General features: G+C 43.7%; 13 protein-coding genes and 1 tRNA gene. 5 read left to right on the top strand and 9 right to left on the bottom strand.

Annotation, left to right across the window (positions count from 1 at the left end; translation table 11 throughout):
- Positions 1-43: 43 nt before the first annotated feature.
- The 9 genes from B0682_RS00500 to B0682_RS00460 all read right to left on the bottom strand — a co-directional run bounded on the left by B0682_RS00500 (position 44) and on the right by B0682_RS00460 (position 8077).
- Positions 44-130, bottom strand: a tRNA-Leu gene (locus B0682_RS00500).
- A 100-nt stretch (positions 131-230) separates the two neighbouring features.
- Positions 231-887, bottom strand: a complete 657-nt coding sequence (gene adk, locus B0682_RS00495; protein ID WP_078306152.1) for an adenylate kinase — start codon at positions 885-887, stop codon at positions 231-233.
- A 191-nt stretch (positions 888-1078) separates the two neighbouring features.
- Entirely contained in the window at positions 1079-2341 is a 1263-nt protein-coding gene (ccmI, locus tag B0682_RS00490; protein WP_078306151.1) for a c-type cytochrome biogenesis protein CcmI, read from the bottom strand.
- Positions 2338-2937, bottom strand: a complete 600-nt coding sequence (locus tag B0682_RS00485; protein WP_143823223.1) for a cytochrome c-type biogenesis protein — start codon at positions 2935-2937, stop codon at positions 2338-2340. Before B0682_RS00485 ends, ccmI begins: the two co-directional genes overlap by 4 nt.
- Before the next feature lie 89 nt (positions 2938-3026).
- Positions 3027-3596: a DsbE family thiol:disulfide interchange protein gene (locus tag B0682_RS00480; protein WP_078306149.1), complete on the bottom strand. Its 570-nt coding sequence runs from the start codon at positions 3594-3596 to the stop codon at positions 3027-3029.
- A 140-nt stretch (positions 3597-3736) separates the two neighbouring features.
- On the bottom strand, positions 3737-5713 hold the full coding sequence (locus B0682_RS00475) for a heme lyase CcmF/NrfE family subunit (protein ID WP_078306148.1): 1977 nt from the start codon (positions 5711-5713) through the stop codon (positions 3737-3739).
- 70 nt (positions 5714-5783) lie between these two features.
- Complete coding sequence (locus B0682_RS00470; protein WP_078306147.1) at positions 5784-7094, bottom strand: DUF445 domain-containing protein; 1311 nt, start codon at positions 7092-7094, stop codon at positions 5784-5786.
- A gap of 327 nt (positions 7095-7421) precedes the next feature.
- Positions 7422-7838 (bottom strand): type II toxin-antitoxin system HicB family antitoxin, encoded by a 417-nt coding sequence (locus B0682_RS00465; protein ID WP_078306146.1) that lies wholly within the window; start codon positions 7836-7838, stop codon positions 7422-7424.
- 56 nt (positions 7839-7894) lie between these two features.
- A complete protein-coding gene (locus B0682_RS00460) occupies positions 7895-8077 on the bottom strand; it encodes a type II toxin-antitoxin system HicA family toxin (RefSeq protein WP_078306145.1) in 183 nt (60 codons plus the stop codon).
- A gap of 192 nt (positions 8078-8269) precedes the next feature.
- Between B0682_RS00460 and mrdA the strand changes: the two genes are divergently transcribed.
- The 5 genes from mrdA (at position 8270) to petA (ending at position 12866) form a co-directional block, all read left to right on the top strand.
- Positions 8270-10231: a penicillin-binding protein 2 gene (gene mrdA, locus B0682_RS00455; RefSeq protein WP_078306144.1), complete on the top strand. Its 1962-nt coding sequence runs from the start codon at positions 8270-8272 to the stop codon at positions 10229-10231.
- Between the two features lie 65 nt (positions 10232-10296).
- Positions 10297-10998 carry a 16S rRNA (guanine(966)-N(2))-methyltransferase RsmD gene (rsmD, locus tag B0682_RS00450; RefSeq protein WP_078306143.1) on the top strand — a complete coding sequence of 234 codons (702 nt, stop codon included), beginning with the start codon at positions 10297-10299 and terminating at the stop codon, positions 10996-10998.
- Positions 10999-11152: 154 nt separating this feature from the next.
- Positions 11153-11581 carry a 50S ribosomal protein L13 gene (gene rplM, locus B0682_RS00445; protein ID WP_078306142.1) on the top strand — a complete coding sequence of 143 codons (429 nt, stop codon included), beginning with the start codon at positions 11153-11155 and terminating at the stop codon, positions 11579-11581.
- Positions 11582-11592: 11 nt separating this feature from the next.
- Positions 11593-11979, top strand: coding sequence for a 30S ribosomal protein S9 (gene rpsI / locus B0682_RS00440; RefSeq protein ID WP_078306141.1), 387 nt, complete (start codon positions 11593-11595; stop codon positions 11977-11979).
- 302 nt (positions 11980-12281) lie between these two features.
- Positions 12282-12866: a ubiquinol-cytochrome c reductase iron-sulfur subunit gene (gene petA / locus B0682_RS00435; protein WP_078306140.1), complete on the top strand. Its 585-nt coding sequence runs from the start codon at positions 12282-12284 to the stop codon at positions 12864-12866.
- Positions 12867-12884: the final 18 nt, after the last annotated feature.

Below are 12884 nucleotides of genomic sequence, written 5' to 3'. Positions count from 1 at the left end.
TGGGCTTTTATAGACTTCTGTAGAAGGTCTACAGACTGTCATATGGTACCAGTGGTCGGACTCGAACCGACACGCTTTTAAGGGCAACGGATTTTGAATCCGTCGTGTCTACCAATTTCACCACACTGGCATGTAGGATATCAGCGATTGCTGTATAGGGTGCATATTATAGCACCCTTTTGCTGTCTGTCAATCATTTTTGCCAGTTTTTAGTGCCTTTTTGTTGTCTGTCACATATTCAAGGCACTGCTGATTTGCTGTTTGACTTGCTCAATGTCCTGCGTGCCATCAAATTTATGATAGCTTGGTGCATCACCGCCTTGCTTGGCAAGAGTTTGATAGAAATCAACCAAAGTTGCGGTTTGCTTATGGTAAGTTGCTAACCGTTCACGAATGGTGTCTTCTTTATCATCTTCACGTTGTACCAACGGCTCACCTGTCACATCATCAATGCCTGCTTGTTTGGGTGGGCTGTGTTTAATGTGGTAGACGCGCCCAGAGGTGGGATGTTGGCGGCGGCCTGATAAACGGCTGACAATGTCATCATCAGGCACACAAATTTCAATGACATCATCAATGATGATGTCAGAATCACTCAATGCTTGAGCTTGTGGTATGGTGCGTGGAAAGCCATCAAAAATACAGCCGTTGGCACAATCGGGTTTGGCGATGCGCTCTTTAACCAAGTTGATGATAAGCTCATCTGATACCAAGCCACCAGCATTCATGATTTCTTGGGCTTGTTTGCCAAGTTCACTGCCGTCTTTGATGGCGGCTCGCAACATATCGCCTGTTGAGATTTGCGGAATGTTAAATTCTTTAGCAATGAATTGGGCTTGTGTGCCTTTACCCGCCCCTGGAGGACCTAACAAAATGATGCGTTTCATAACTGCTCCTGTTGGCTTAACATCAATTATCCATATGACAAGTCATATTTTTATAAATTGGATTAACTATCTTAGCATAACACAAATGCTGACTGCATCTTAAATACAATCAATCGACAACCTTTCTTACGCTTATATTTAAGCTTAAGGTACTTAAGCTTAAAGTACTTAAAAGTATGAAGCATTTAAGTTTAAGGCACTTGCTGATTAATTTCGATGTTGACACTTTGACTGTCTTTATTCAATATCACAGGGTTGCTGGTCAAGTCGCCCGATTGACTATTGGCATTACCTGACGCACTGATGCGAGCTTTCACGCTCAGCTTGGCATTGCCACCACGCCCCATGCTTAGCTGTCTGTCTGGTAACATGGCTTCATCATCAGTTAATTCAACTTCAATGATGCCATTGTTGATGCCAGTTACTGGTAATTTTTTCACTGCATATGGAGGTCCTCCAGCCACCTCTTGCACACTGACAAATAGGTCATCACTTTCTTTTATCAATGGTAATAAGCTTGTGTTGACACTCACTGTCACTTTAAGTGCTTGGGTGGCTTTTTGTTGTCTTTGGGTGATGTCATCATGCAGTTTTTGTAAGCTATCTAAAGCTTGACTATGGTCGCCTGATTTGTTCCTGATGCTGTCAGACAGTTTATCAATCCAACCCAATGCCTGTGCATGGTTACCTTCTCTGGTTTCACTCATTATCATCAGCATCATTGCCCCTTCATGATTGGCATCTTTTTGCAAAAAATTTTCAATGATACGGCGAGCATCAGCCGTTGGTCTTGCCCCATTGGCAAGAAAGCTGATTTGAGCATAGGTCATGGCAATGTCGTCATTATCAGGTTCTAGTCGGTATGCCCTTGCCATGGCTTGCATGGCAGATTCTATCGCTTCTAATGATAAAAACAACTCAGACAAACGCATCCAACGATTGGCATCATAAGCATGGCGATAGACATTGGTCTGCATGGCTGAGATAAGTCCAATGCTGTCTTGGGTTGCCCATGTGGGTGGCACATCTATTTTACCTGTTAATAAATCATCAGCAACGTTACCTACTCGGTCTTGTGCTTGCCATAGTTGGAGTACTGGCGTGCGGTCAGCTAAGAGAAAATACGCTAAAAATGTCAATAGCGGTATCCATGACAGAATAAATATTCGATTGGCAAGACGCACAGGTCTGGCAGGTTGCTCTGATTGCTCTGCCTGTAGCAGTTGACGTTGTAGTTCTAGTTTTTGCTGTTGATAATGTTCTGTACTAATCTCACCAGTGTCTTTATCGATTTGCAATTCAGCCAAACGCTGTTTGAACGTTGCCACATTGACGGCCAGCAGTTTGTTATCACGGTTTGATTTGGCAGGGTAAAGCCAAGGCATCACCACCACAGTGGCAACCAAAAGACACATCAGCAAAACCAGAGTAAAAAACAACACCGCACTGCTCATTGATTGCCATCTCCATGTTCTTTATCTGTTATTTGCTTGTCATCTGCTGTTTGCTTGGTTTTGTTTGGCTGTTCAATGCCTGCAATGCCTGATTGCTCATCATACTCAGCGTCTAACTCAGAAAGTAATTTATTAAGTTGCACCTGCTCTTCTGGTGTTAAGCTTGCCCCAGCATCACCACTGGTGTCATCAAGACCATCATTCACAGAGTCATCAGCCCAGACCAAACGGGGCTTACGGGTACGCCAATACCAAAATATCAATGCCATTAACAACAACACAGGTGGAAAAAACCACAAAATCCAAGTTGATGGTCTGATTGGTGGTTTATAACTGATAAAATCGCCATAACGCTCAAACATATATTCACGGATTTGTTGGTCAGACTGCCCTGCCTTGATTAAATCATACGTTTTTTGCTTTAAGTCTTGGGCAATGGGGGCATCTGACCCCGCCAAATTTTGGTTTTGGCATTTTGGACAACGAAATTCATCTATCAGTTCACGATAACGATGCTCTTGAACTTCATTGTCAAACTCATAGACATCAATGGCAGCATGGCTAACTTGCCATGTGGCTTGTAATGTAACAAGCATGGTGAATGACAACACACCCAATAGGCGTATGGATTTTAACGATGTTTTTTTTATCCATTTTAAATCCAAACATGATAAGCCAAATATGGTCATTGACACACCTCATGCAGGTTGTTGGCTTTAGTTTGCAATGCTTGCAGGCATGGTTGAATGCGAGCAGACCAATTGGCTTTGGCAACCTCACCTAAGATATGCTGACGAATGATGCCATCACCGTCCACGACAAATGTTTCAGGGGCTCCTGTCAGACCTAAATCCAATGCCAATGTGCCATCACCATCTTGGATAGACAACACAAACGGATCGCCATGATCATTAAGATACCCTAACGCATCAGACAAATCATCTCGATAGTTGACCCCCACCATGGTCACACCTTGTTGGCTTAATTGCATTAACATGGGGTGTTCCGCCACACAAGTGGGACACCAAGACCCCCAAACGTTGAGTAAATATGGTTCTTTTGGCAATTGTTCATTGGTTAGAATGATGCTGGTGTCTGACAGCATGGGCAAGCTAAAAGTTGGCACTGACCGCTCTAAAGCAGTGTTCATCTGTACGTCCGTGGGCTTACCCAGTCTACCATAAAGCATGACCAACACCCCTGCAAACACCAGCAAAGGCAACAAAAATAACCACGTTTTATTTTTTTGACTCATGACATGCTCCTTTTATTGGCAAAACCTAGTGATTAGAAAACTAAGTGACCAGAAAACTGAGTGATTAGAAAATTGAGTGATTGAAAAAACTAAGTTGGTACAAACCCGTGAAAAATCTGTGAAAAACCAGTTAAATGCCATCAGCTTGATTCAAAAATGGGGGTTGACTTACGACGAGAGTTCAGTCTATAACGCTTATCCATCATCGCAAGCAAACCACCCAAACTCATGATGATAGACCCCAACCATATCAAGCGAATGGCAGGCTTGACATAGATACGTACCGCCCATGTGTTGCCTGTGTCATCAATCGGCTCTCCCAATGCCACATACAAATCTCGCATTAAATTGGCATTAATCGACGCTTCAGTCATTGGCATCATCGACACCACATAGGTGCGTTTTTGTGGTTGCAATGTGCCAATGTGCTGACCATTTTTACTCACCATCACCGTTGCCATTTCACCATCATAGTTTTTACCCCTAATAGCAGATAATTCTGTCATGGCAAATTCATAACCACGCACATTGGCTGTGTCCCCCACCCCCATGGCAACATCAGTCTCTACGCTTAAACTTGTGGTCACACCCACGCCAATGGCAACAATAAGCATGCCAATATGTGCCACTTGCATGCCCCAATAACTCAGTGGCAGTTTTATCAATGCGGTCAACCAATTAAGCTTAGCATGGCGTAATTTATGCTTCATGTCTATGCCCATCCAGGCAAGCACCCAGACAGATAACAATAACGTCATCGCCACATTAAACGGCTCATTTGGACTGATAAAATAAGTCAATATCGCTGCCAATACTGCTGAGCTTAGCAAAACCGTCAACACCGCTGCTAACATTGGACGACTGTCTTTTTTCCATCTTAGCGTTGCCCCCATGCCCATCACCAACATCAATATCCACGTTAACGGCACAAACAACGCATTAAAATACGGTGGTCCTACAGACACTTGCCCAAGATGAAACGCATCAGCAATGATGGGGTATAAAGTACCCAGCAAAACCACAATGGTTGCCACTAAGATGATGATGTTATTCACCACCAGCATGGTTTCACGAGATTTTAACTGATAATGGCTCTCCACCGTCAATCGCCAACCACGAGTGGCAAACATCAATAAACCAGAACCTATCACCACGCCCAAAATGGCTAAAATCACCACCCCACGAGTTGGATCGGCGGCAAACGAATGTACTGATGTGATCACACCAGAACGCACCAAAAACGTACCCAACAAGCTCAAACCAAAGGTAAAAATTGCCAACATGATGCTCCATGCCTTAAACACCCCACGTTGCTCAGTCACTGCCAAGGAATGCAACAATGCGGTTGATGCCAACCAAGGCATCAATGACGCATTTTCAACAGGGTCCCAGAACCACCAACCACCCCAACCCAGCTCGTAATATGCCCACCAAGACCCCAAAGCAATGCCCAAAGTTAAAAAGCACCATGCAGCCACTGTCCAAGGTCGAGACCAACGTGTCCACGCCGCATCTAATCGCCCAGCCCACAATGCTGCCAAGCAAAATGCAAATGGCACTGCCATGCCCACATAACCCATATACAACATAGGCGGATGAAAAATCAACCCTGGGTCTTGTAGCAAAGGGTTTAAATCTCGCCCATCCACAGGTAAGCTTGGCAACGTACGGTCAAAAGGTGATGACGTAAAAATCAACATGGCAAGCATCATCACTTGAATGCCAGACAAAATCACCAACACCCGCACACGCATGGACAAAGGCAACCCACGACTGAACCAAGCCACCAACGCACACCATGCCGCCATGATTGTCATCCACAATAACAGCGAACCTTCATGCCCGCCCCAAGTGGCAGACAACTTATAATACCAAGGCAACAACGAGTTAGAATGCTCAGCAACATACACCAAACTAAAATCGTTAAAATAAAAACCTGCCATCAAACAACCAAACGAAATCAGCATGGCAAACAACTGCCCCCATGCCAAGCTTGGTGCTAATCGTTGTAAATTAGGCTCATCACGCCAAATACCAAGCGTTGGCAATATCACTTGTAAAATTGCCAACATCAACGCCATTAATAAGGCGACATAACCCAACTCAGTGATTAACATAATTTACCTAATCTTCCCAACTGACTTATCGATTAAAATCAATCTTAACCATTCACCCAATCTTATGAACTTAATAAAACACCACAATCAAATGCAGCCAACCCGCCAAAAACCCTGTCAGCCCACCCAAAATAATCAACGTCAGCTCATCTTCTTTAAAAGCAGGACGCAATAAATTTTGAAACTCTTGTGGCGACAACTGACGAATGCGGTCACGGAACATACCAAAAATCTTCTCAGCTCGGCTGACATTCAAATCAGGGTCCCGAATAGGCACCATGGTGGCACGAATTGACTTATCAATGATGGTGTTTTCTAAATGTCCAAACTCTTTTGTACCCAACCCCATTCTTAATGTGGTGGCAATCACAGGAGAATCCATCAACTGATGCAAATGCTGTCTGACCACTTGTCGTGTTTGAGCAGATCTATGACCATACATCATCTCATCCATGATGGTCTCAACCGTTACCAACTCTTTGACCACCACATCAGCAAATACTTCTGACACTTCATCTTGACGTTTCATAAACCCCCCTTGCCAATTATAAGTGGCAATGTGGGGCATCACAGGTTTGATAAAGGGAAAAGCAGATTGTTTGTGAAACAACTTAATAAAACGAAAATAATGTGGCTCGATGGGATTAAATACCATCCAAATGGCTATCCAATTGGTTAAAAACCCCCAAATTGACGCAAAAAATGGCACTGTCCAATGTTGTGGCACAAAATAAAACACCAGCATCTGCACCAAGCCAAAACCAAAACCAATCAATGCACTGATGTGCCAAATAAAATCAATCTCTTTTTTGCCCACCTTTAAAAACATCTGCACCATCAAACGGCGATCACCTTCCATCTTACGGACAATCATCTGTTTCATGTCCACCAGTGTTTCGACATTTAAGGTTAAATCCATGACCAGCGTTTTCATGATGCTTGGCAACTGACTGCGAACATGAGCATAAACACGGCGTTTGACCGCATAAGGCAGACTTTGCCACAACCCTGCTGACCGCTCATACATCACTTCATCAATCAACGTTTCTAGGTTGTCTAATACCGCCTGGGTGATGAACTCTGCCATCTCTTCAGGATTCATCGCTTGCAAAAATTCATCTAAACTGCCTAATTTAGACAACGTTTGATCAACAATGACCCCTGATATTTTACCTGCTTTTCTAGGCACAATGCCTTGCCAACCAAGACCGGGGAACTGATGTGGTAAATTGTCAATACGAATGCCCCAAAAATGAATGGGATAAAACAGCATCTTAAGTGCCATCCACACATGGGCCCAAGTCACGAAAGCCGTCACAGGTGGAATGGTTAACATCGCCACAAATTCAGGATGTGCCGTGAAAAATTGCCAAATGCCCATCAGTACGCCCAGTTAATTCACTCAGATGTCATCAAAGTGTCAGGTTAAGATTTTATGTTAATTTTTTAGCCAAAATTATCAGTTTAAACACGACATTTTAACATATCTGCCATATGTTGTGCTGATGAACTCGCATTTATGGTCACTTGTGCTTGTTCTAAGCAAGCCGTTGAGCAATGTGCCAACCTGCAACCAACCAGCAACTAGCCAACAATCAGCCACAAAAAAAGGCGATGACCGCCTAAGTCATCACCTTGTTGCAACGTTGCAAGTTTTTTCAAAAAAAGTACGACTTTAGCAGTCTTTGGGGTGAAAATCAAGCTTTTTTTATCCCATGAGCAAATCTTTTTCTGCCAATCTTGCCAAATAACTGCTGCGGCTATGATAACGCTCTTTATTGCTGGCGACTTTCTCATCAATCATATGCACCAACCTACTGGGCAAAGTGATGTTGACCTTTTGGGTTTTACCAAGATAACGGCTGACATCCACAGACACCAACGCCCACGTCATGCCTGCGTATTCAGGGCTATCAAGGTGATTGGAGATGCCTGTTGGCATAGGCATATCATCACCATCATCTGCCATGCCTTGTAAGTGCAACTCAATGGCTTCGATGATGTTCTCATAGGCTTCTTCAAAAGTATCACCCACGGTAACACACCCTGGTAAATCAGGCACAACCACACCATAGACGGTTTGCCCTTCATGTTGTTCTGCTTCAATGGCAATGGGGTATAACATAGTTTCACCTTTTTGTTATGTGTCGTGACTGGTTTTAACAGCTATGACAGGCTGGGTCATTTCAACCCAGCTTGCTTTAGTACGCCATTAACAGTGCCTGTGGGTAGGTGGGGTTTTGGGTGGGGTATGGTAACTTTGCCCTTTTTAACCTGATGCTTGTAGTGATGATGACTGCCTTTTATCGCTTCAAGATACCAACCATCGGCTTCTATCAGTTTGATTAAATCACGACTTTTCATAACTCCTCTTTATTCGTTGTTGTCAGACATATTATCACCCTAGGCGTATCATTATGCCATACTTTTATTTGGCATCATTTTGGCATCATTGGCAATGTCAAATAAACTTGCTAAAATAATCCATTTATCATCTGCCGCCTTTTATCAGCCATCAAGCCATTAACCATCAATCAGCCATCATAATCACCCAACATGCAAAAAGCATTAGACGAAGATACCAATAAAATCAACCGCATGTTCATGCGACGAGTCATCGTTGCTGGATTGTTTATTTTTATTGGTTTGGGTGTGTTGGTCGCTCGTTATGGTTTTTTACAAGTGTATGCTCATGACAAATATGTTACCGCTGCTGATAACAACCGCATCAAGCTCATCTCAGCCCCACCAAGTCGTGGCTATATTTATGATCGCAATGGGCATATTTTGGCGGATAACAAGCCTGTTTTTACCGCAATGATAAGCCCTGATGAAGTCAGTAATCCCAGTAAAACGCTCAATCTGTTAGCACCCATTTTTGATTTAACCGAAGAAGACATACAAGACATTCTACTGCGAGTGGCAGACAGTAAAAATGACCCTGTTACCATAAAAATAGATTTAAACCCCACCCAAGTGGCTCAATTTAGCGAAAGAAAACCGTTTTTTCGTGGCGTTAATATCCAAAGTAAACTGACTCGAGTGTATCCTTATGGTGATTTGTTCGCCCATGTCATCGGCTATGTGGGGCGTATTAATGACAAAGAATCCAAAGAAATTGATAAACGTTTGTATGCTGGCACAGACTTAATTGGCAAACTTGGTATTGAAAACTATTATGAGACTTTATTGCTTGGCCAACCAGGTTACAAATCGGTAGAAACCAACGCCCACGGCGATGTGTTAAGAGAACTGGACACCAAGCCACCTGTGGCTGGCAATGACATTCATCTGTCGCTGGATTATGGCTTACAAAAGATTGCATCAGACCAGCTCAATGGCAGGCGTGGGGCGATTGTTGCCATCGACCCACGAAATGGTGATGTGTTGGCGTTTGTCAGTAACCCAAGCTATGACCCCAACCCCTTTGTCTCAGGCATCTCTTTTAATGAATATGGCATGTTAAAAGACGATGAAGATCAACCACTGTATAATCGTGCCTTACAAGGCATGTACCCTCCCGGTTCAACCATTAAACCTTTTGAATCTATGGGCATTTTACACCATGGCATCATGGGGTGGCACGACACCATTTGGGACCCTGGCTATTTTACCCTACCTGGAGATTCTCATCGTTTTCGTGATTGGAAAAAAGGAGGGCATGGCACGGTTAATATGACCAAATCCATCGTCGAATCCGTTGATACTTACTATTATAAAGCATCTTATCAAATGGGCATCCAAAAGTTACATGATTGGATGATACGTTTTGGCTTTGGTGCTGACACAGGCATTGATTTGGTCAATGAAAAATCAGGGGTGATGCCATCACCCAAGTGGAAAAAAGACACCTACAACAAAGACTGGCTACCTGGTGAAACCATCTCCGTCAGCATTGGACAAGGCTATTTTTTGGCAACACCACTACAAATTGCCAACGCCACCGCCATGGTCGCCGCCAAAGGACAACACATCACCCCACACTTACTTAAATCGTCCACAGGGGCCCAAACAGTAACCCCCATTAGCAAACCAGACGGTCGCATTGACTTTAATGGCACAACCGAAGATTGGTTACGAATGCAAAGCGCCATGGAAGAAACCGTCAAACGTGGCACAGCCAAAGGCATCTACACACCACAATATCGCATTGCAGGCAAAACAGGCACAGCACAAGTTAAATCCATCGCTCAAGGTAAAAGCTACAATAAAAATGAGCTGGACAAACGCCACTGGGACCACGCATGGTTTAATGGATTTGCCCCTGTCGAAGACCCAAAAATTGCCGTTGCCGTCTTGGTAGAAAACGGCGGTGGCGGCAGCACCACCGCTGCCCCCATCGCTCGCAAACTGTTTGATTACTGGATAATCACCCGTGAACATGCCCCCATCACACCACCCACGCCAAACGAATTAAAACAGCTCAACGAACAAAAAGCCCAAGCAAAAGCCAAAAAAATTGCCACTTATGTGGCTCAAAAAGAAGCCGAAAAAACAATAAAAGATGCGAAAAACTGAGTAAAAAATCACACCAACCACAGAAATGACAAAAATAAAAAAACACCCAACAGCGAATCAATGACATGCTAAAACGTCCTAAAAAGTCTGTACACAGTCATACAAAGCACAGCCATACGAACAACAGCAGACAACCACCAAAAATCGACACTCACCACAGAATAAGCAAAACGAACAATAACAGTAATAGCAGAAACAGCAATAAAGTTCGCATCATCGGAGGACAATTTAAAAGCCGTCAGATTCAGTTTGTCTCTGCTGATGGACTCAGACCCACACCAGACCGCTTGCGAGAAACGTTATTTAACTGGTTAATGGGTCATCTAAATGATGCCAACGTTCTTGACATGTGTGCAGGCAGTGGCATTTTAGGGTTTGAAGCCTTATCTCGTGGTGCAAAACACGTTACCTTTATTGAGCCAAACCCAACACAAAACACACAATTACAACGTACCATCTCCCAACTGACCTTAGATAATGACAAAGTCACGGTAATCAATGCCACTGCCCAACACGCACTGACAACCGCTCTCCCCCACCAATTTGACCTTGTCTTTATCGACCCCCCTTATTCTTTGAATTTATGGCAAATCCTACTTGACTTATTGATTGAACAAAAATGCTTACAAAAAAATAGCCTTATTTACCTTGAAGCCAATAGTCCCTTAGAGCAAGTGATGTCAAGTTGGCAACAAGCTAACCAGTTGCAAATCATGAAACATAAAAAAATAGGGCAAATTTTTGCTTACTTGATAAGCATCAAATAAGCTTGATGACATCAATATAAAACAAAATATCCCAACAATCAGCAAATCATGTCTTGCATTCACCCCAAGCAATTCGTATAATGTGCAGTCTGTTTTTTGAGAGCCTTCGTTTCCCCAAGACATTCTCTCAACGACTCATTTTAAGGTCTTTAACATGAAAACACTCAGTGCCAAACCCGCTGAAGTCACCCACGACTGGTATGTTGTGGATGCCGAAGGCAAAACCCTAGGCCGCTTGGCAAGCCAAATTGCTCATCGCCTACGTGGTAAGCATAAGCCTTCTTATACCCCCCATGTCGATACTGGCGACTTCATCGTTGTTATCAACGCTGACAAAATTGCCGTCACTGGCAAAAAAGCCGAAGACAAAAAATACTATCGTCACAGTGGCTATCCTGGTGGCATCAAAGAAACCAACTTTACTAAACTGATTGCTCACAAGCCTGAAGATGTCTTGCATAAAGCAGTCAAAGGCATGTTGCCAAAAGGTCCTTTAGGCTATGCCATGATTAAAAAGCTTAAGCTGTATGCTGGCAACGAACATCCACACACTGCCCAACAGCCACAACCACTTGACATCTAAAGGAGACACTCATGGAACGTTACTACGGAACAGGTCGTCGTAAAACTTCAACCGCTCGTGTCTTTTTATCACAAGGCAGTGGTGAGATAATCGTTAATGGCAAACCACTAGACGAATACTTCGGTCGTGAAACTTCTCGCATGGTGGTGCGTCAGCCGCTTGAGCTATTAAATGCCACTGATAAATATGACCTATACATCACGGTCAAAGGTGGTGGTAACAACGGTCAAGCAGGTGCTATCCGCCATGGCATCACTCGCGCTTTGATTGAGTTTGACCCAGAGCTAAAATCAGACTTACGTAAAGCTGGCTTTGTTACTCGTGATGACCGTCAGGTTGAGCGTAAAAAATTGGGTCTACGTAAAGCACGCAAACGCCCACAATTCTCAAAACGTTAATCGATTTTTGTTTTATTTGCCATCTTTTTTTAAACCCCTGAAGACTCAGGGGTTTTTATTTGCCTTGGTGATTTATTTCTTTGCAAAAATAGCTTAAAATAGCAACAATTAGCAAAATGGGCATAGACATATCCTAATCATTGACTGTTTTGTACGATGCTGATTGATTTTTGTACAGTATTGATTTGACAGGATATGGGGTGGTAATTTTTTTGCTTTTGGCTTATAGTAGCCATCAATCATCATTGCCACAAACCCAGTAAGGGATTATATCCCTGAATCATTAACTGGAGGAAGTTTTAATGAGCCATGCCGAAGGTGTGAATGTCAAACGTCGCCGAGTTTTAATCGCTTCGACTGCTGCTATTGGGGCGGTTGGAGTGGCTGCTGTGGCGACCCCTTTTGTTCGCTCTTGGTATCCTAGTGCTAAAGCAGAGGCCGCTGGTGCTGCTGTCACCCAAGATATCAGCTCGATTGAGAATGGACAAATGGTGGTTGTCAAATATCGTGGCAAACCCATCTTTGTGGTTAAACGCACAGACGAGATGATTGCCAATCTAGAAAAAGTCTTACCACAACTCAGCGATCCACAATCTGACCAGTCCGTTCAACCTGAATACTGCAAGAATGACACTCGCTCACGTGAGCCTGATATTTTGGTGGTGGAGGGGGTGTGTACGCATTTGGGCTGTGCCCCCAGCTACCGCCCAGAAGTGGGTGCGGCTGACTTAGGTGGCGACAGCTGGTTCGGTGGATTTTTTTGCCCTTGTCACGGTTCTTTGTATGATTTGGCTGGACGTGTTTATAAAGGTGTCCCTGCACCAATCAACTTGCCAATTCCTGAGTACAGCATAAATGGCACTATTTTGACAGTTGGAGAGGCATAGTCATGAGTATGGGTAAAA

It is taken from the genome of Lwoffella lincolnii (genome assembly GCF_002014765.1).
Lineage (GTDB): Bacteria > Pseudomonadota > Gammaproteobacteria > Pseudomonadales > Moraxellaceae > Psychrobacter > Psychrobacter lincolnii.
This window is presented reverse-complemented; position numbering and strand designations above follow the sequence as displayed.

Bases quoted from the DNA above. Each gene is read 5' to 3' on its own strand.
- mrdA (WP_078306144.1), top strand. From the start codon at position 8,270: ATGCAAAAAGCATTAGACGAAGATACCAATAAAATCAACCGCATGTTC.
- petA (WP_078306140.1), top strand. From the start codon at position 12,282: ATGAGCCATGCCGAAGGTGTGAATGTCAAACGTCGCCGAGTTTTAATC.
- B0682_RS00460 (WP_078306145.1), bottom strand. From the start codon at position 8,077: ATGAAAAGTCGTGATTTAATCAAACTGATAGAAGCCGATGGTTGGTAT.
- rpsI (WP_078306141.1), top strand. From the start codon at position 11,593: ATGGAACGTTACTACGGAACAGGTCGTCGTAAAACTTCAACCGCTCGT.
- B0682_RS00480 (WP_078306149.1), bottom strand. From the start codon at position 3,596: ATGAGTCAAAAAAATAAAACGTGGTTATTTTTGTTGCCTTTGCTGGTG.
- B0682_RS00485 (WP_143823223.1), bottom strand. From the start codon at position 2,937: ATGCTTGTTACATTACAAGCCACATGGCAAGTTAGCCATGCTGCCATT.
- B0682_RS00475 (WP_078306148.1), bottom strand. From the start codon at position 5,713: ATGTTAATCACTGAGTTGGGTTATGTCGCCTTATTAATGGCGTTGATG.
- adk (WP_078306152.1), bottom strand. From the start codon at position 887: ATGAAACGCATCATTTTGTTAGGTCCTCCAGGGGCGGGTAAAGGCACA.
- B0682_RS00470 (WP_078306147.1), bottom strand. From the start codon at position 7,094: ATGGGCATTTGGCAATTTTTCACGGCACATCCTGAATTTGTGGCGATG.
- ccmI (WP_078306151.1), bottom strand. From the start codon at position 2,341: ATGAGCAGTGCGGTGTTGTTTTTTACTCTGGTTTTGCTGATGTGTCTT.
- B0682_RS00465 (WP_078306146.1), bottom strand. From the start codon at position 7,838: ATGTTATACCCCATTGCCATTGAAGCAGAACAACATGAAGGGCAAACC.
- rplM (WP_078306142.1), top strand. From the start codon at position 11,153: ATGAAAACACTCAGTGCCAAACCCGCTGAAGTCACCCACGACTGGTAT.
- rsmD (WP_078306143.1), top strand. From the start codon at position 10,297: ATGCTAAAACGTCCTAAAAAGTCTGTACACAGTCATACAAAGCACAGC.